Raw genomic sequence first — 19974 nt, forward strand, 5'->3', positions numbered from 1 at the left:
TAGGATCAATAAGGATAAATTTTTCGCCAGATTCAATAATAAATGTTGCGCTACGTAGGTGGTGGATCTTCATAATGCCTCTCTAAACTCACTAACAAGCCATGTTCTCTATGAGATTTAGTATGCTTCTTTCTAGTTTCTTGTGATACTGTCTTGAAAGTCAACATTCGCGCAAATCGAGACACTTGTGAACAAATCAACCGAGCTAATTAAAATTACGATGGTAGCCTTTGAAGGCATCAGTGCTTTTCATCTCTCTGTGCCTTGTCTGGTGTTTCAAGATATCTTTTTCGGTCAGCCGGTTCGGTTTGACTTGAGGATCTGTTGCGAAAACAGCTTGCAGTTTGAAACAAGCTCTGGATTTGGTGTGGTGATCGATAGAGATTTGAGCGCTATTAAAGAGGCGGATATTGTGATTGTTCCAAGCTGGCCAAATGACCTGCCAGAGCCAAGTGAGCGACTTATAGAGGCGCTAATAGAGCATCATGGGAAAGGTAAGCTACTAGTAGGACTCTGCCTCGGGTCTTATGTACTTGCATGTGCTGGCGTTCTCGATGGAAAACGTGCCACAAGCCATTGGGCGTTTTCCGAACAATTTCAGCAGCAATTTCCTAAGGTGAATTTTGATCCAAACCCTCTATTTATTGAACATGAGACTATCATTACCTCAGCAGGGGTAGCAGCTTCGCTAGATTGCTGTCTCCACATAGTGCGCCGCCTGTGTGGCAGTGTACTTGCGAATGATCTCGCACGTAAGATGGTGACAGCGCCATTTCGAACTGGTGGACAGCAACAGTACATACCTGCACCGATTAGCGTAAAGCCACTCGCAGAAACAAGCATCAGCCTTGTGATTGAGCATGTCGAACAAAACGTCCATCTGCCTCACTCACTAGATGCAGTCGCTGAGCGCTGTGCGATGAGCAAAAGAACCTTCACACGCCAGTTTAAAGCTACCTATGGCTGTACATTTGGTGAATGGTTGCAAAATAAACGCTTGGTGCTCAGCCAACGCCTACTAGAAACCACTAAGTTATCTGTTCCTCAAGTTGCAGAGAAAGCGGGTTTTGGTTCTGACAGCGTATTCAGAAAGCACTTCAAATCGGCTTTTCATGTATCGCCGATTCAGTGGCGCACTACATTCAAGCAATAGTCTTAATTTCATTGAGGGCGATGGGGCTAGATCGTCGCATCTATTACTTTTTGTATCTGAAACCTTGCAAGTTCAATTCTAGGCGTTTTTGGGGCATCACAAGCCAGCCCTAACATCACTAGTTTGAAGCTACAAAATGATTTGCCGAAATCAATAGAATGAGTTTTGACTATCTCGCTATAAGGCCACTTAGCGATGGTCTATCCAACATATGAGCACAAAAAAAGCGAGCACTAAGCTCGCTTTTAACCATCTGTTTTTAAAGTAAATTACAGTAGTTCTACCGACTATTGAGCAATCACGAATTCTTCGTTGGTTAGATTGCTATTAGTATCGCATCTGTTAGTAAGAGTGTGGTCAAAATTATTTAGACCACAATTTTAAACGACGTTGCAAAGATGAGTCTTACTCAATATCAGCAATTAGAACAACTATCCAAGCAAAGTGTAGGAAGTAAGCGCTATGTGACTCCCAGCAAAAGGATAAATTGCGCAGTCTAACTCAATGTAATCACGGTTTTTCGTTTTGTGGTTTCACTGTGTTTCAACGCATCAAGCATCTGCTCGAATTTAAAAGTGACAGGAATACTAACTTCAACACTCCCATTTTCAATACGCTCAAGCAGCGCTTCACCATTTTGCATTAATGTATGCCAATCATCTTTATCACCAAAATTATGTAACGCTCCAAGGGCTATTTCGTGGTAAGAAATAGTGCGCGTAAATGGAGGGTCAATGGGTTTAGCAATACGATCTTGAATGCAGACAATATGTCCATTCGCTCTTAACAGCGGCACTAAATGGGCGGCATTTTCCCCACTCACCGCATCAAAAATGGCGAAGTATTTCATGTCGATTTGAGATTGCTCCCGATAAACTTGGCGAATACCTAAGCTTTTGGCTCGCTCTTCGCTCAGACTCGCGGAGACAACATCAACGATATAACCCGCATCGAGAAGGAACTGGGATAACAAATTATTCACCGTGCCAAAACCAACGACAAGCACTTCTCTTTGTCGGGTTAATGGAATTTTTTCAAATGCTTGCCACGCAGTAAGCATCGGACAAGGCAGTGCAGCAGCAAGTTCAAACGATAGGCTCTCTGGCAGCGTCATCACCCGCTCAGCATTCAAAACGGTATATTCAGCATAGCTACCATGGCGATTTAGTGAGCCATGATACGCCACTCGACGGCCAATGAGACTGGTGTCAACTTTAGAGCCTACGTGTACGATGACGCCTGCACCATCAACACCAGGAACATGACCATTCGGCCAATTTAGAGGATTGGCTTTAATAAATTTCCAATCGACAGGGTTTATACCAATCGCTTTGTTTTGTAATAAGATTTCATTGTCATCTAAAGCTGGTATTTTAGCGTTACCTAAAATGATACTGTGTGTCTCTGTTTGATATTGCCAAATTCGATAAGGTTCCATCGCATTCTCGTTTGCTTAAAGAAAGGAGAAGGCACCAAGGAGTGGTTAGTCCTTGATGCCTAGTTTTGCTATGCCTGATAAGTAGGATAATCGATGTAGCCTTCGGCTCCGCCACCATACAAGGTGAGTCTTGCGTCAGCATCAAACTCGGCCAGTGGGTTATCATTGGCCAAACGGGCGACTAAATCAGGGTTCGTTACAAAAGGGGTACCAAAGGCAACGAAATCAGCATACTGCTTGTCGAGTAACTGTTGCGCTGATTGCTTGGTCAGCTTTCCAGCAACCATGATTGGGTTTGAGTATATTCGACGAACTTGTTGGCGAAACTCTTCAGGTACCTCTACATAGCGTGATATGTTTTCTGAAAAATGCACATACGCAAGATTCATCGGTTGTAGTTTTTCCAGCAATGCTAACGTTAGCGGAACAATTTCAACATCATCCCCAGCAAAACCCTCTCCGATATGAGGAGACAGACGAACCGCAACTCTTTCCCCACCAATTTCGTCAGTAAGTGCTTGTAAGGTATCAACCAGAAAGCGCATACGATTCTCTTGGCTGCCACCATATTGATCACTTCTTTGGTTGCTTTCTAAGCGTAAAAAGGTATCAAACAAGTAACCATGCGCAGCATGAATTTCCACGCCATCAAAACCAGCTTCAATGGCGTTTTTGCCCGCTTGTACAAAATCCGCAATCGTGCTCTTAATGTCTTGCAGCGTCATCTCCCGTGGCGTTTCAGTTTCAATCATCCCAAAGCCACCTTCAGCTAGTGGGCCAAATACTTGATCTGGGATTTTAATCGCTGATGGGGCTAACGGCTTAGTACCTGAAATATCAGAATGACTGCGTCGCCCCACATGCCAAAGTTGAGTAAATATTTTCCCGCCTTCTTGATGCACAGCTTGGGTGGTTTTTTTCCAGCCTTCGATGTGCTCTGGGGTATAAATGCCCGGAGTCATCGAATAACCTCGTGCAGCCGCTGAGATCGGGGTGCCCTCTGATACAATGAGTCCAGCACTGGCACGCTGACGGTAGTAGGTTGCCATCATCTCGTTTGGTACATCACCAGGTTGAGACGTGCGTGAACGAGTCATCGGCGCCATCGCGATACGGTTTCTAGTCTCAAGTCCGTGACCTTTAAATACCTTAAACATACTTACCCCCTTAAGCTTTATACGTTGGATAATCAATCAGACCTTTCTCACCACCACCAAACAAGGTGTTTGGATCATGCTCTGCCAATGGGTAGCCGTGAAGTAGACGTTCAGGAAGATCGGGATTCGCCACAAAAGGTCGACCAAAGCCGATCATATCAGCCAGTCCGTCATCAATAGCTTGCTTTGCTTTTTCCGCATTATAACGACCTGCGTAGATCAGCACGCCTTGAAAAGCATTGCGCATTGCACGTTTGAATGAGACGGGTGTATCAGGTGCATCATCCCAATCGACTTCAGCAATATGTAGGTACACGATATGATGTTTATTGAGTAACGCTGCGGCAGCGGTATAAGTCTCAATAGGGTTAGCATCAACAGTACCATTGAGGGTTGTTAAAGGTGCTAAGCGCACACCAACGCGATCAGCGCCAATGGCATCGACCATTGCAGTAACAACTTCATCAAGAAAACGAAGACGGTTTTCAAGACATCCACCGTACTCATCAGTGCGATCATTCGCCTCTGAATCAATAAATTGGTTAATTAAATAACCATTAGCGGCATGCAATTCAATGCCATCAAAACCGGCCTCAATGGCATTCAATGCGGCTTGACGGTAATCTTCAATCACTTGCTGAATATCGGCTTTTGTCATTGCTCTAGGTTGAACGACGTCAACAAAACCAGGTTCATCACTGCCATTATCAACGAATACTTTGACGTTCTCCGCTTTTAATGCGGAGGAAGAAATCGGTTGCTCACCACCGATGTTATCTGGGTGAGTGACTCTTCCCACATGCCAAAGCTGCGCGAAAATAGCGCCTTGTTTGGCATGCACAGCGTCTGTCACTTTACGCCAACCAGCAATCTGCTCAGGTGTGTAAATACCTGGGGTCCATGCATAGCCTTTTGCCGTCGCTGAAATTTGCGTACCTTCAGACACAATCAATCCTGCACTGGCACGCTGAGCGTAATAGGTTGCCATCATGTCATTTGCGACATCACCAGGCTGACTGGCTCTTGAACGCGTCATCGGTGGCATGACAATGCGGTTTTTGAGTGTGAGTCCACCCAATGTGAATGGTTTAAATAGTGATAGTGACATAGTTGAGCCCTCTTCATTTGATAGGGGCATACTAGCAAATGAGTCACCAATCATTTATAGCAATAAAGGCAAATGATATTTGTAGAAATTGCAATAATCAGCTTGTTTAAGCGGGTTACAGGGTTAGCTTTGGCTTAATAAAATCAATAAAAGCGGAGATCCGCTTGGCCACAGAAGAAGTCTTATAATACACAGCGTTGACTTGTTCTCTTCGTGGATGACTGATTTTTTCGCTCTCCAACAGCGAGATTAAACGTCCTTCGGCAATATCTTTATTCACCATAAACCCTGATAGACATGCAATGCCATTTCCTGCCAAAACAATTTGTCGAATGGTTTCGCCATTACTTGATGACATCAAAGCGTCTAGTTGGGTAAACCCTTTTAAAGGCCAGTCATTCAAAATTTTGGGGGCGACAAATCCAATGAGATTATGCTGAGCAAGATCGCTGCTTTTAGTGGGGAGCCCGCGTTTTGAGATATATTCTGGTGAAGCCACAATATACAAGGGGCTTCGACCCAGCGACCGAGCATGTAGCGTTGAATCGCTCAACGTACCAATACGGATTGCTAAATCGGTTTTCTTTTCTAGTAAATCCACAATGCCTTCATTGGAGGTTATTTCTAGCTCAATATCGGGATAGGCTTGATTAAATGACTGCACCAATGGCACCAGTTGATGAAACACAAACGGACTAGCCGCGTCGACACGTAAACGGCCTTTGGGCAATTCCCCACGGGAAATAATATCTTCTTCCGCCTGCTGTAATTGCATTAACCCCACCCGCACAGAGTCAATGAACTGGCGTCCTTCATCGGTTAATTCAATACGTCTAGTGGTTCGGTTTAAAATAGTGACCCCAAGTTGACTCTCCACTTTACTGACCGCTCTGGATACTCGCGCGACTTGGATATCTAGGCTCTCTGCTGCCGCTGAAAAACCTCCGGTATCGACTACAGCTAGTAAAATGGCTAAATCATCAGATTTTGTTCGCATGCTATTTCCCTCAACTTTATCCAATCGCTCATCAGCTTTATTGCATTTATAACAAATATCATTTGTAAAAACCTCTGTTTTTCACAAAACATCTTTAATGCAAAATGCCCCCCATCAATTAACAACGCGACGGCATAGCGACCAATACATCGGCTATTGCTGGTCATTTTCAAACAACAGAGAGTAAATATTATGCCTTTAGCACTTCTTGCATTGACGCTCAGCGCCTTTGCTATTGGAACAACGGAGTTTGTGATCGTGGGGCTACTCCCGACCATGGCTTCCGACCTAAATATATCACTGCCTTCAGCAGGCTTGCTGGTTAGCCTTTATGCACTTGGTGTTGCCATTGGCGCCCCGGTTTTAACGGCTTTAACAGGAAAGTGGAATCGTAAACACGTATTGATTACCGTCATGTCACTGTTTGTTGTCGGTAACTTAGTTGCATGGCAAGCACCTGGATATAACACCCTGATTATCGCTCGTATTTTGACAGGTTTAGCCCATGGTGTATTTTTCTCCATTGGTTCAACCATTGCTACCGGTCTGGTACCAAAAGAAAAAGCCGCCAGCGCCATTGCGATTATGTTCACTGGTTTAACCGTGGCGTTAGTCACAGGCGTGCCGCTTGGGACATACATAGGTCAAACCTTTGGCTGGCAATCAACCTTCTTAGTTGTTGCGCTATTAGGTTTAATCGCATTAATTGGTAGTGCTTTCTTAGTACCAAATAACTTAAAACAACCTGCTGCAGCTAAGCTTTCATCGCAGCTTAAGGTATTAACTCAACCTAGATTATTACTGGTTTATGCGATTACTGCACTGGGTTATGGCGGCACTTTTACAGCATTCACTTTCCTTGCTCCTATTTTGCAGCAAGAAACTGGCTTTAGTGCTAATGCAATTAGTTTAATTATGTTGGTTTATGGAGTCTCAGTTGCGATTGGTAATATTTGGGGCGGAAAAATGGCCGATAAAATGGGCCCAATAAAAGCCCTTAGCATTATTTTTACTGGTCTTGCAGCTGTGCTTATCGTGTTCAATTTTACCGCCGTTAACCCTATTGCCGCGGTAGCCACGATTTTAGTTTGGGGGGCATTTGCATTCGGTAATGTTCCAGGTTTACAAGTATATGTAGTGAAACTTGCTGAAAAATATACACCAGATGCAGTGGATGTTGCTTCCGGTTTAAACATTGCCGCCTTTAACGTTGGTATTGCACTTGGTTCATGGGGCGGCGGGATGGTTGTCGCTGAAGCAGGCTTAATGCATACACCTTGGGTAGGTGCAGTAGTTGTACTGATAGCGCTTGCTTTGACCCGCTTTAGTGGCCGTCTTGATAAGCGTGCAGAAAGTTAATGGTAAAAATGTATTAATGAAATAAACACGACTCTTACCCTTAGAGCTGGTCAATGCAGCAGCATTGGCCAGCTTTTCGCAACTTATATTGATTGGTATTAGACAAGATTGAAACTGATAAGAGGCACTCAATGAAAACCGTTTTTATTACTGGAGCTAATCGTGGCTTAGGATTAGAGCTTGCAAAGCAATATGCACAGCGACATTACAAGGTCATCGCTTGCTGTCGCGATATTGATTCAGCGCATGAGTTAACCCTGTTAGCACAACAGTATTCAACCATTCGCCCTTATGCTCTAGATGTTAGTCATGAAACAGATATTCTCGCTTTAACTGAGGTGTTTAAAGAGCAACCTATTGATGTACTTATTCATAATGCTGGGGTGAGTGGTGAAGGATGTGACAACTTAGGCAATATGGATCAGCAAAGATGGCTAGAGGTGTTAAAGGTCAATACCATCGCACCCATGTTAATCACGCAGGCCTTGCTCAATAATATTCTAGCCGGCCAAGATAAAACCATAATCGGGATGACCTCAATACTGGCCAGTATTGATGATAACCGCTCAGGGGGACGATACAGCTATCGAGCATCAAAAGCGGCCCTCAACCAAATAATTAAATCTCTAGCCTGTGAATTATCCGAAGCGGGAGTGAAGACCATGGCAATTCATCCAGGTTGGGTAAAAACCGATATGGGTGGCAAGGAAGGCAAGGTAACAGTAGAAGAGAGTGTTAAAGGCATGCTTAATGTCATCGACAATTTAAAACTTAAACATTCAGGTTCATTTTTTGTCTACGATGGCACTCAATTGCCATGGTAAGCCCTGTAGTTACGTCACATGAAAGCTCTAAGGGGATGATATGCTTTTTACCTTTATAATCCTTTGTATTATCGCTTTGCTCGGATGGTATTTATACAAAGTCTCCCGTGATATTTCCCAAATTGACTGGGATTGGAATGGCGATGAGATCCTATAAATTGATGTTGCCTGCATCTATGGCTGGTCACATTACATATCCTAAGGAACGACTGCGATCTTACTCTGGAATGAGTAAATACTTTAACGTGAAATGGGCAAGCAATGATCGCGCTTAGAAAAGTCTGGGCATAAACAAGCCAACACTAACCTCACTAGTTTGGAGCTAAAAAGTGAATTGCAGCAGTCAATGTAGGGAGCGATGAGTGCTCGGCATTCGCGTGCTTTGCGATGGTCTATCCAACATATAAGATCAAAAAAGCGAGCACTAAGCTCTAATGCCGATCAGTTAAAGCCAAAGCGATCGGTTGAAGGATCCTTCAGAGCTGTCAAAATCCAAGTGTATTTAATGCACTTGGATTTTTTTATGGATGTTTCTCAAGCTCTAAACATAATTAATGATTGGAAACCTAGCAGCGTTGAGACTTTGTCTGACTTGCTTCCAATTGAACTCATCGACGAAGCCTATTCTCTTACTGATACTGTCACGATGAGAAAGAGGAAATTAACTTTAGAATCCATGGTGTGGCTGCTTGTTGGAATGGCTATCTATAACAGTAAATCCATGAAAGATTTAGTGAACCAACTTGATATTGTCGACCGTACAGGTAAAGCTTTTGTCGCACCGAGTGCGTTAACTCAACGTCGAAAGACGTTGGGTGAAGACGCAATTAAAGCGGTCTTTGAGCGAATGACTACGTCATGGTTAAACAGTGCAAAGTTACCCCAATGGAATGGATTAACGCTGCTTGGCGTCGATGGCGTTGTTTGGCGAACGCCCGATAACCCGCAAAATGAAAAGGCATTTTCTCGACAAAAAGGGACGCAATATCCGCAAGTGAGAATGGTCTGCCAAATGGAACTAAGCAGTCACATTATTACGGCCAGTGCATTTGATAATTACAATACAAACGAAATGATATTAGCTGAAAAACTGATAGAAACAACACCAAACCATAGCGTAACAATGTTCGATAAGGGGTTCTATTCTTTAGGTTTATTACATAAATGGCAAGACTCTGGCTCAGAGCGCCATTGGCTTATCCCCCTCAAGAAAAATACACAATATGACATTGTTCAATCTTTAGGGCGAAATGACAAACTTGTTCAATTACACAGTAATCCAAGAGCTAGAAAGCTATGGCCTGATTTACCAAAGTCGATAACCGCTCGACTTGTCACTCGTAAAATTAAAGGAAAAGACTACCAAGTATTAACCTCCATGACGGACTCCCTGCGTTACCCATCAAAAGATATTGCAGGCCTTTATGAGCATCGTTGGGAAATAGAGCTGGGCTACCGAGAGCAAAAACAATACATGCTTGGAAACCGTCTTACGCTGCGAAGTCGTTTACCAGAGCTGGTCAAGCAGGAGTTATGGGGCATCTTGCTTACTTACAATTTAATCCGATATCAGATGGTCGAGCTCTGCTTCAATTTAAAGGGAAATTACCTTCCTTATCAACTGAGTTTTAACGGCACGTTAGCTCATGTATCAGCGTTACTTGTAGGCTTACCTTATTCAACACCAGGCGCAATACCTCGTCAGCTAAAGGGGTTCCACAACATGGCTGAAAGCTTAATACTTGAAGGGCGAAGGGAAAGGACATTCCCTAGAAGAGTTAAACCCAGACCACAACGGTATGCTAAGAACAAAAATGCCGTTCACTCTTAAGTGAACGGCATTAAGCACTAAGCTCGCTTTTAACTATCTGTTTTTGAAAAAATTACAGCAGTTCAACCGACTGCTGGGCGATCACGAATTCTTCGTTGGTTGGGATAACCATTGCTACTGCGTCTAACATTTCAGACTTAGCGATGATCCCTTCAGCACCAAAGCGAGCAGATTCGTTACCTGCTACATCTTCAACGAAACCTAGAATCTTAAGGTTGTTTAAGATCTCACGACGAATTGGTAAAGAGTTCTCACCGATACCGCCAGTGAAGATGATACCGTCTAAAGAATCTAGCGTTGCTAGGTAAGAAGCAACGTATTTCGCTACGCGGTAAGTAAACACCTCAAACGCAAGCTTAGCGCCTTCGTGGCCCTCTTCCATTGCTTCTAAGATGCCACGAGCATCGCTCGTAAGACCAGACACGCCAAGGAAGCCAGACTCCTTGTTTAGAGAGTTAAATACTTGCTCTTGTGACCAGCCTTTCTTAAGTAGGTATTCGATGATGCCTGGGTCTAGGTCACCACAACGTGTGCCCATCATTAGGCCTGAAAGTGGTGTGAAGCCCATAGAAGTATCAACACTGTTACCATCTTTAATAGCACATACAGATGCGCCGTTACCTAGGTGAACAGAGATGAAGCTCGATTTTTCGATTGGCTTGTTAACCATCTTCGCAGCTTCACGGCTAACGAAGTAGTGGCTAGTGCCGTGGAAACCGTAGCGACGTACGCCGAAGTCTGTGTATAGCTCTTTTGCGATTGCACCAGTGAATGCACGTTGAGGCATTGTTTGGTGGAAAGCAGTATCAAATACAGCGAACTGAGGTAGAGAAGGGAAAGCTTCAATTGCAGCACGGATACCGATAGCACCTGCTGGGTTATGAAGTGGAGCTAGGTCAGATAGGCTTTCAATTTCGTTCGTTACTTCTTCAGTAATGCGAACCGTTTGAGTGAACTTCTCACCGCCGTGAACGATACGGTGACCGATAGCCACGATATCAGCCGTGAAGCCTAGGTCTTCCATCAGGCCAACCAATTTGCCAATGGCAATTTTGTGGTGGTTATCTTCACCTTGAATGGCAATTTCAGTTTTCTCGCCTTGGAATTTCCAGCTCATACGAGCATCTTCAAGACCAAAACACTCCCCTAGGCCACTTAATACTGCTTCACCAGAAACAGAATCGATTACAGCAAATTTTAGGGATGAACTACCCGAGTTAATAACCAGAACAAACGAATTAGACATTGGATATGGATCCTGTTTCAGTACGAATTGGATGAAGTGTTTACTTCAATTTTAGTTAAGTCCATTATTCAATAATTTTTGAATCTTTCAACTTTTGTTTTGAAAAAATCACTAAATGAACACAATTAAGTTGATCTTGGTCATTAAATTATTTATTTCGAGAGCGGAATTAAAAAATAGTTGAATAAGAAAATTAATGAACAGGTGACGCAAACGAGTGCTCACGTTATTTTTAACTTGATTCAGTTAATTAAAGCGACTCGAACAAATGCAGGTGATCCGCTTGAAAAACAACCACCCTTCCCTTTCGTCTGCTTATCATTACCGATAACTTTTGGCTCGATTTCTCAATTGCTCAGTGTTTGCATCAAAAAGCTCACTGAAGTTGAGAATAGTGATCTGATCTTATTTTGATTGCCTTCGAGCACAACTCTACGAATAGATGCACTGTAACGACGCTTAGATAGCCTTCACTCTTTGTTTCAGCATCTTGTAGCACGTTCTTTTGGTATAGGCTTAGAACGCGATACAGCTAAGTTTTGGCACTAACATTCGTTCTAGGCGCGATGCTTAGTTTCATGGACGAAGCATAGTTACAGGAACGAAGCTTGATTAAAGTAAGTTAGCTACGAATATCGAGCCAACCAAAGCTTAAGTTCAAATAGCAGGCACAAAAAAGCCGAGCATTACGCTCGGCTTTTAAATTCAGTGTCTAGACCTAAAGCGTCTAAGCGACAGGTTGATTAACCTTCGTTGCGCTCTGGACGACGACCACGGTTACCACCGCCATTGCCGTTACCATGGCCACGTTCGCCACGGAAGTTACCACGGTGATCGCCACCACGGTTACGGTCGAAACGACGTTCGCCATCACGTCCGCCAGCAGAGTTACCATCGCGAGCACCATCACGGTTGCCACGGTATCCACCACGACCGCCTTCACGGTTACCACCTTCGCGGTTGCCGCCTTCACGGTTACCACGGTAGCCGCCACCATCACGACCGCCACGGTTGCCACCACGGTTGCCATCACGACCGCCGCCGCCACGACGAGGCTCACGGAAGTCATTGAAATCAACAACTACAGCGCCAGCTTCTTTTTGACGAATGCGAAGTTTGCTTAGCTTACCAGCAGTTTCAGAGTTCATTGCTTTTGGCAGTTGAACGTAAGTAGAACCTTGGTCTAGCTTGATAGCACCGATAGAACCTTTAGTTAGGCCAAGTTCGTTTGCTAGTGCGCCAACGATGTCTTTAACCTGAACGCCTTGCTCACGGCCAACTTGTAGTTGGTAAGTATCCCAATCTTGAGTATTGAAGTTGCGACCACCACCGTCACGGCCGTTGTCACGATCTTCACGACGCTCTTTGCGACGGTTCTTATCACGCTCAATAGCAGCGATCATTGGGTCTTCGCCAACGTAGAATAGTGGGCTCTTACCTTGCTGACGCTTAAGAAGCATTGCAGCTAGAGTAGCAGCATCAACTTCTAGAGACTCTTGAAGAGTAGAGATAAGACCTGCAAAGTTTTCTAGTGCTTTGCTTTCTTTCTCAGTTTCAAGTTCAGCGCCAAGCTTAGCAACACGTGCAGCAGCAACTTGGTCACGTAGAGGAAGTTGAATTTCTTCCATTTGAGACTTAGTTACGCGCTCGATTGTGCGAAGCATGCGAATTTGGTTAGTGCGAACTAGTAGGATCGCTTTACCTTTACGTCCAGCACGGCCAGTACGACCAATACGGTGGATGTAAGATTCAACATCGAATGGGATGTCGTAGTTGAATACGTGAGTGATACGTGGAACATCAAGACCACGAGCTACAACGTCAGTTGCAACTAGGATGTCGATAACACCTTGTTTGATGTGATCAACAGTACGCTCACGTAGAGACTGAGGAATATCACCGTGCAGTGCAGCAGCTTTGAAGCCACGTGCAGATAGCCAATCAGCTAGACGCTCAGTGTCTTGACGAGTACGTACGAATACGATTGACGCGTCAGTTTCTTCAGTTTCTAGAAGACGAGACATTGCTTCGTCTTTTTCTACGCCTTTAACAACCCAGAAGTTCTGCGCTACTTTATCAACTGTGTGGTTAGTACCAGCAACGTCAACTTTAGCCGGGTTACGTAGGTAACGGTCAACAATAGTCTTAACCATTGGAGGCATAGTTGCAGAGAAAAGTACACGTTGTGCAGATTCTGGAGCTTGCTCTAGGATCCAAGTAACGTCATCTACGAAGCCCATTTTCAGCATTTCATCTGCTTCATCAAGAACAAATGTGTGTGCTTCATCTAGGTGTAGACGGTCACGAGTTAGTAAGTCTTTAACACGACCTGGAGTACCAACAACAATGTGAGCACCGCGGCTTAGAGCACGCATTTGGTCAACAATTGAAGCACCACCGTAGATTTCAATAACTTTAAGACCTTTGATATCACGGCCAAGGTTTTTGATTTCCGCAGCAACTTGAATCGCTAGCTCACGAGTAGGAGCCATGATGATTGCTTGTGGTTTGTGTTGGTTCAGGTTGATTTTGTTAAGTAAAGGCAGAGAGAATGCTGCTGTTTTACCAGTACCAGTCTGTGCTTTACCTAGTGCGTCACGGCCTTCAAGAAGAAGAGGAATAGCTGCTGCTTGGATTGGAGTCGGAGAAACGAAACCCATGCTATCAAGAGCTGAAAGAATGTTATCGTTTAGGGCTAATTCATTAAATTGAATTACAGATTCGGACATTGGGATCCCACTATATATAAGTAAACAAAAGGTCCCGGGAGCTCTATCAATTCCAATACTGATCCAATCAGATACTGATTCCATTCAGAGTTACGAAGCAGTAATAAAACACTTCAAGCCATTAGGGACGTCTAAGGGAGGCGGATTATTCCCTAAATGCATAAAAAAATCCAGAAAAAATTGAAATACATCACATATTTTTCGCTTTTACATCAATACTGGTTATCATATCGTCAAAACTTGATGAATATCTCGTCACAGCACCCATCTCCTAGCAAATTGACCTAGTTAAATAAGAGGGCAATTAATTAACGCTCACTTCGCCTTTAAGTAGTAATCAAGCCTCGCAATGATTATAGTGTGCTCAATTGTCCTCGATAGATAAAAGTCAAAATGTTTCAAGATAATCCTCTACTCGCTCAGCTCAAGCAGCAAATCCAAGAAACCCTCCCTAAAAAGGAAGGTACCATCAAAGCCACTGAAAAAGGTTTTGGTTTTCTCGAAGTTGATAGCAAAACAAGCTTCTTTATCCCGCCTCCGTACATGAAGAAATGTGTGCACGGTGACAAGGTGATTGCCATCATTCGCACAGAGAAAGAGCGCGAAGTAGCAGAGCCTGAGGAATTGGTTGAACAAGGTCTTACTCGCTTTATTGCACGAGTTAAGCTTTTCAAAGGCCGATTGAACGTTGTTCCTGATCACCCGCAGCTCAAAAAACTGCAACTTAAAGCGAAAGCAATGAAGGGTCTAAACCCTGAAACGCTTAAAGAAGGTGACTGGGTTGTTGCTCATATCGTTCAACACCCATTAAAAGGTGACAACGGATTCTTGGCTCAGATCTCTGAGAAAATCACAGACGCTGACGACAAGATTGCACCTTGGTGGGTAACGCTGGCACAAAACGATCTACCAAACAGTGAGCCTGAAGGCATCGACAACTGGCTAATCAACGATGACGCCGATCTTGAACGTGTAGACATGACGCACGTCCCTTTTGTGACTATCGATGGCGAAAGCACAAAAGATATGGATGACGCGCTTTACGCGAAGAAGAAAGAGAACGGTGATTTTGAACTGACTATCGCAATTGCTGATCCAACTGCTTACATCTCTCCAGATGATGCGATGGATAAAGTGGCACGCGAGCGCGGTTTCACTATCTACCTTCCTGGTCGCAACATCCCAATGTTGCCTCGTGATCTTGCTGACAACCTATGTTCACTGATCGAGAACGAAGTTCGTCCTGCACTTTGCTGCACAGTAACGGTATCTAAAGATGGCGTTATCGGTGATGACATTAACTTCTTCGCTGCAAACATCAAATCTCATGCTCGTCTTGCTTACGACAACGTATCAGACTGGCTAGAAACAGGTGCATCAGAGAAATGGCAACCATCAGAAGAGATTGCTGCAATTGTTTCTGATCTTCACCAATTTGCTCAAGCACGTTCAGCATGGCGCTCAGCAAACGCTGTTGTGTTCCCAGATCGCCCTGACTACCGCTTTGAACTGAGCGAAGATAACGATGTTGTCGCTATCCACGCTGACATGCGTCGTAGCGCAAACAAGCTGGTTGAAGAATCAATGATCAGCGCGAACATCTGTGCGGGCCGAGTACTAAAAGAGAGCTTCAACCAAGGTGTGTTTAACTGCCATTCTGGTTTCAAGGCTGAGAAAATCTCCGACGTTCTTGAACTGGTAAACCCGCAAGCGGAAACGCCGTTCACTGAAGAGCAAATCATTTCTCTAGAAGGTTTTGCTACTCTACGTCGTTGGTTAGGTTCTTTAGATAACAGCTACTACGACAACCGTATTCGTAAATTCCAAGCGTATAGCGAGATCAGCAATGAGCCTGCACCGCACTACGCGATGGGATTAGATATTTACGCAACTTGGACTTCTCCAATTCGTAAATATGGCGACATGATTAACCACCGTATGCTTAAAGCACACATCTTAGGTAAAGCGCCAATTCAAACACCAGATGAAACTATCGGTGATGAACTTGCCCTGCACCGCCGTCACCACGGCATGGCTGAGCGTAATGTTGGCGATTGGTTGTATGCTCGCACTCTAGCCAATGCTCCAGCAGAAGAAACTCGTTTCCAAGCTGAGATTTTCGATATTAACCGTGCAGGTATGCGTGTACGTTTACTTGAAAATGGTGCTGCTGCATTTATCCCTGGATCTCTCATTCTTAATAATAAAGAAAGAATAGAGTGCAACGGTGATATGGGTACTGTATCTATCGATAAAGAAATGGTATACAAACTGGGAGACGTTTTAGAAGTAGTTCTCTCTGAAGTTAATCAGGAAAACCGTAACTTAGTAGCAAAACCTACTCAAGTATTTGCGGACTTGCCTAGCGAGCCTGAAACGACAAACGAAACCGAAGCTTAAAGGCGTTAACAGCTACAGCTTTCAAGGTTTCGGCTTTCAAGGTCAAAGCTATCAAGGTCAAAAGCTTCAAAGGTTCACTTCTAAAGGCGCTAATTATTAGCGCCTTTTTTGTAAATGTCTCATGCTTAAACAATACTTAAAAAAAACAATCAATAAGCAATCAATTTACAACGTCAAAGAAGCTCACTATGTCATCAATCACAGTTACTCAGTTCAGAAACTTCATTCCCAGGAGACGAGAACGTTATCCTGCCTCTAAAAACGGTATCTTTATAGTGTCGAAAGGCAGCATTTCTTTTGTGTTGCCCAATGGTACTCAAGCCTCGTTGCAAGCGGGAGATTTCACCCTTTACAATTCTGGTCAGATTAAAGACATCACGGTTAACACTGAAAATGGCGAATTCAGCGCAACCTGCTTAGATTTTGATTTGGCTATCTTTCAAAAGTTCATTAATCAGTTCAGCGATTTAGAGTCCGCTCGAATCCCAGACAAGTACATTAAGTTCAATCAAACGGATATTGAGCTCTGTCAGTTGAAAGATCTCATCATGTCACTGGCCAACTCTTCTTCTCAGAATGACTACGCACTCACTCAATTAGGCTTAAGTTTGCTGTCTTTGATGGTGGAACAGTACCCAGCTCTATTGGCTATTATTGCTCGAGCTTCAAGGTTAACCGTGACCCAAAGAGTCATTCATTACATCGAGCAAAACATTGAAAACAATATCTCTTTGGATACGCTCGCCAGTTACATGGGAATGTCACCGGCTACGCTTAAACGTCGCTTATCGGCTGAAGATCTGTCGTTCTCAAACTTATTAAAGATAAAACGTATTGCTCATGCAGCCACTCAGCTAAGAACATCGGATAAGTCGATCACTCAAATCGCGTATGAGTCAGGCTTTAAAAGTGCCGCTCACTTCAGCACGGCCTTTAAAACGTATCACGGAAAAACACCAAAAGACTTCCGATCGCTAGTGGCACAAGCACAACTGCAGAGCGTAAAGCCGCAAGTTTAAAGAAACAAAGCGATAGATTGATGTGGACGTCTTAGTTGGGAACTGGTGTAAACCAAGTGGCTTCAATATTAAGCCACTTGGGTGTGGGATGAGATGATTTGGCTTTGGGATTCAGTGGTTGAGTTTTGATACTCATTGATTCAGCTTTGCGAGCAGGCCACCAGCAAACGTGAAAACAGAGTGACTATGACCAGAAGTACGATTTAGGGTCTTTTTCTATTTCCGCCAAAATAGCATCAAGATCCTTCGATTTAGGAAGGTACGGATACGGCCCCCAATTCACAGAGTCGGTTTCGACATCCCCTTCAAGCGGCACCATCACTAACCAACAAGACAGCGACTCATCAAAAGTCACGCAGACGATCTCGTTTGTATAATCACTGTGAGATGAGTCGAGTAGATAATGCGCCTGAGAAAACAGCACACCACCCTCACACTCTTCATATAGGGATTTGCCTAGCTCGACAGGTAAACTTCGATTTCGAGATGTACAGAGCCTCTCGGCCCCAATTAAAAGACGATTCAGCTCGATATGAATGACGGACATAACACCCCTTGTAACTTCATAGAAACTTCTAAGTAGTGAATTCCTCTACTTAGCTTAGGACTCAACAAACATTTTAGCGAACAAGCGTAATCAAAATACCTGCCCTGCTCCCAGAAACGAATCTTGCTTTCGGAAACCCAGAAAGCTACGACTCATCAAGCGAACAGCTATACATCGAGAGTATGGAATTTCACAAAAGTGTCATATAACCGACCTATCATATGCGACAAATGTTATTAACTAGGAGTTGTTTATGTTACGAGTCGCGCTTGCCTCTCTTTTATCCTTAGCCCTGTCTTCTCATGCTGCTTTAGCACAAGAAACCACTATTTCGGGCTCCACTTCAGTATCACGAGTGATGGATGTATTAGCTGAGGAGTACAACAAGACTCACCCTGATAACTATATTGCGGTTCAGGGCATTGGTTCTACAGCAGGTATTACCATGGTTAATAAAGGTGTCTCTGACATCGGTATGAGCTCGCGTTATTTAACCGACCGCGAACAAGACGAGAAGTTGAAGGTATTTCCAATTGCCTTTGACGGCCTAGCTGTAGTAACTAACCGCTCAAACGCTGTAAGCAACGTTACACGTGAGCAGCTGTTCGATATCTACAAAGGCAAAATCACGAACTGGAAAGCTGTGGGTGGCGCAGATCAGCCTATCGCAGTTGTCACTCGCGAAGCATCTTCTGGCTCACGCTATAGCTTCGAAAGCTTGCTTGGTTTAACGAAGATCATTAATGACCGTCTAGTGTCTGACATCAACCCAAATAACTTGGTTGTAAACAGCAACAGCATGGTTAAAACGATTGTTAACCATAACCCACACGCGATTGGTTTTATCTCTGTTGGTTCAATCGACCGTTCGATTAAAGCAATTACATTTGAAGGCGTAGAGCCAACATCTAAGAACATTGCTAACCACAGCTATGAATTGGCTCGCCCATTCTTGTTGCTGCACAAGACAGACTCAGTTTCTGACGAGAGCAAAGACTTCATCAAGTTCGTGAAGTCAAAGCAAGGGCAAGAACTTATCGAAGAGTACGGCTACACTCGCATTAAATAAGTGGGATAGTTTTATCTAATGTAAACAAAAAGAGAGAGCACTATGCTCTCTCTTTTTTTGAATCTTTATAAATCGCTTCTTTACAAACCACTTAGAAGTGAAGTTGAATCACTGAAACGATCACAGCGCCAGGACGACGAATACCTTCGATTTCGACGCGAATTTCGCGTTCAATCTCTAGGCCTTTCTTAATTGGCGTTACTTTTGTTAGCGTACTTTTAGCACGAACATTACTGCCCGATTTAACAGGGTATGGGAAACGTACTTGGTTAAGACCAATGTTTACGACCATCTTCGCTGTTGGGAATTGAGACTTGTCAGGGTCAACACTGTCAGTCAATCGAGGAAGCAGAGATAAAGTTAAAAAACCATGTGCGATGGTTGTTTTGAACGGAGAGTCTGTTTCCGCTTTTTCAGGCTCAGTGTGAATCCACTGCATATCTTCAGTAACAAGGCCGAACTGGTTAATACGGTCTTGACTTACATTGATCCAGTCGCCAGTATGGATGACTTCACCGATCTGTTGATTAAGCTCATCAAACACAAGTTGTGCTTCTGGCTTAAGTACGATCGGCTGTTCCACCGGCATCTCTGGTGCATCTTCATTGACAGCAGGTTTGTGGTGATCACGAACCCACGCAAAGAAATGGCTATTTTGCGTACGATTAAGAAAGTCGCCCCAGTAATCTCTAAGAGCTGGAGACATCCATTGCATAAACTCTGAGTGTTGCGAAGACATGCTATCGCCTCGGTGTTTAAATAAATCAATGACTTTCATAAGAACCTCAATGCACAAAAAATTTCAATATAACTTCGTAATTTTGAAACACTTCACACTATTGTGCAAATGTTTTCGAGCATACAACCGTTAGCTGAACCTTGTTAAAATCATATTAAACATATACTTACCAATAAAACATCATTTTATTACAAAACCCAAATTAGAGTGTTAGCTCTATCACATGACAAACATTTGTTTATATAAAAGGCGTTTTTATTCATAAGTGGAATAAAAAAAGGCTTAGCGCAATGCTAAACCTTAGTTTTTACAAGGAATTAGTTTTCCGAGGGTTGGTCTTGTAAGAGACGAATCTTAC

15 protein-coding genes are annotated in these 19974 nt (G+C 43.7%); 7 read left to right on the forward strand and 8 right to left on the reverse strand.

Annotation, left to right across the window (positions count from 1 at the left end):
- Positions 1-187 precede the first annotated feature (187 nt).
- Positions 188-1153 carry a GlxA family transcriptional regulator gene (locus AB4558_RS07525; RefSeq protein WP_076653054.1) on the forward strand — a complete coding sequence of 322 codons (966 nt, stop codon included), beginning with the start codon at positions 188-190 and terminating at the stop codon, positions 1151-1153.
- Between the two features lie 496 nt (positions 1154-1649).
- Here the strand turns inward: AB4558_RS07525 and AB4558_RS07530 are convergent, their stop codons facing one another.
- From AB4558_RS07530 to AB4558_RS07545, 4 genes are all read right to left on the reverse strand, one after another.
- Entirely contained in the window at positions 1650-2591 is a 942-nt protein-coding gene (locus AB4558_RS07530) for a zinc-binding dehydrogenase (RefSeq protein ID WP_102321229.1), read from the reverse strand.
- Between the two features lie 68 nt (positions 2592-2659).
- Entirely contained in the window at positions 2660-3748 is a 1089-nt protein-coding gene (locus tag AB4558_RS07535) for an alkene reductase (protein WP_372130014.1), read from the reverse strand.
- 10 nt (positions 3749-3758) lie between these two features.
- On the reverse strand, positions 3759-4856 hold the full coding sequence (locus tag AB4558_RS07540) for an alkene reductase (RefSeq protein ID WP_102476391.1): 1098 nt from the start codon (positions 4854-4856) through the stop codon (positions 3759-3761).
- Positions 4857-4971: 115 nt separating this feature from the next.
- Positions 4972-5853, reverse strand: coding sequence for a LysR substrate-binding domain-containing protein (locus AB4558_RS07545; RefSeq protein WP_017062691.1), 882 nt, complete (start codon positions 5851-5853; stop codon positions 4972-4974).
- Positions 5854-6045: 192 nt separating this feature from the next.
- Here AB4558_RS07545 and AB4558_RS07550 point away from each other — a divergent pair, with 192 nt between their 5' ends.
- From AB4558_RS07550 to AB4558_RS07560, 3 genes are all read left to right on the forward strand, one after another.
- On the forward strand, positions 6046-7212 hold the full coding sequence (locus AB4558_RS07550; protein WP_029235440.1) for an MFS transporter: 1167 nt from the start codon (positions 6046-6048) through the stop codon (positions 7210-7212).
- A gap of 131 nt (positions 7213-7343) precedes the next feature.
- Entirely contained in the window at positions 7344-8036 is a 693-nt protein-coding gene (locus AB4558_RS07555; protein WP_102519779.1) for an SDR family oxidoreductase, read from the forward strand.
- A gap of 523 nt (positions 8037-8559) precedes the next feature.
- Entirely contained in the window at positions 8560-9867 is a 1308-nt protein-coding gene (locus tag AB4558_RS07560) for an IS4 family transposase (protein WP_029235596.1), read from the forward strand.
- A 52-nt stretch (positions 9868-9919) separates the two neighbouring features.
- On the opposite strand, the gene AB4558_RS07565 is transcribed toward AB4558_RS07560, so the two are convergent.
- Together AB4558_RS07565 and AB4558_RS07570 are read right to left on the reverse strand one after the other, a co-directional pair.
- Positions 9920-11113 (reverse strand): acetate/propionate family kinase, encoded by a 1194-nt coding sequence (locus AB4558_RS07565; RefSeq protein WP_017064366.1) that lies wholly within the window; start codon positions 11111-11113, stop codon positions 9920-9922.
- A 743-nt stretch (positions 11114-11856) separates the two neighbouring features.
- Positions 11857-13926 (reverse strand): DEAD/DEAH box helicase, encoded by a 2070-nt coding sequence (locus tag AB4558_RS07570; protein WP_080582207.1) that lies wholly within the window; start codon positions 13924-13926, stop codon positions 11857-11859.
- Positions 13927-14235: 309 nt separating this feature from the next.
- Between AB4558_RS07570 and rnb the strand changes: the two genes are divergently transcribed.
- Positions 14236-16242, forward strand: a complete 2007-nt coding sequence (rnb, locus tag AB4558_RS07575) for an exoribonuclease II (protein WP_017059497.1) — start codon at positions 14236-14238, stop codon at positions 16240-16242.
- Positions 16243-16430: 188 nt separating this feature from the next.
- Positions 16431-17261: a helix-turn-helix domain-containing protein gene (locus AB4558_RS07580; RefSeq protein WP_372158462.1), complete on the forward strand. Its 831-nt coding sequence runs from the start codon at positions 16431-16433 to the stop codon at positions 17259-17261.
- A 184-nt stretch (positions 17262-17445) separates the two neighbouring features.
- On the opposite strand, the gene AB4558_RS07585 is transcribed toward AB4558_RS07580, so the two are convergent.
- Positions 17446-17808 (reverse strand): DUF3024 domain-containing protein, encoded by a 363-nt coding sequence (locus AB4558_RS07585; protein ID WP_017059495.1) that lies wholly within the window; start codon positions 17806-17808, stop codon positions 17446-17448.
- Between the two features lie 253 nt (positions 17809-18061).
- On the opposite strand from AB4558_RS07585, the gene AB4558_RS07590 reads away from it, so the two are divergent.
- Positions 18062-18877, forward strand: a complete 816-nt coding sequence (locus AB4558_RS07590; protein ID WP_017068410.1) for a phosphate ABC transporter substrate-binding protein — start codon at positions 18062-18064, stop codon at positions 18875-18877.
- Positions 18878-18968: 91 nt separating this feature from the next.
- On the opposite strand, the gene AB4558_RS07595 is transcribed toward AB4558_RS07590, so the two are convergent.
- A complete protein-coding gene (locus tag AB4558_RS07595) occupies positions 18969-19655 on the reverse strand; it encodes a MaoC family dehydratase (RefSeq protein ID WP_017059493.1) in 687 nt (228 codons plus the stop codon).
- Positions 19656-19974: the final 319 nt, after the last annotated feature.

Source organism: Vibrio sp. 10N.222.51.C5 (genome assembly GCF_041474575.1).
Taxonomy (GTDB): Bacteria; Pseudomonadota; Gammaproteobacteria; order Enterobacterales; family Vibrionaceae; genus Vibrio; species Vibrio crassostreae_C.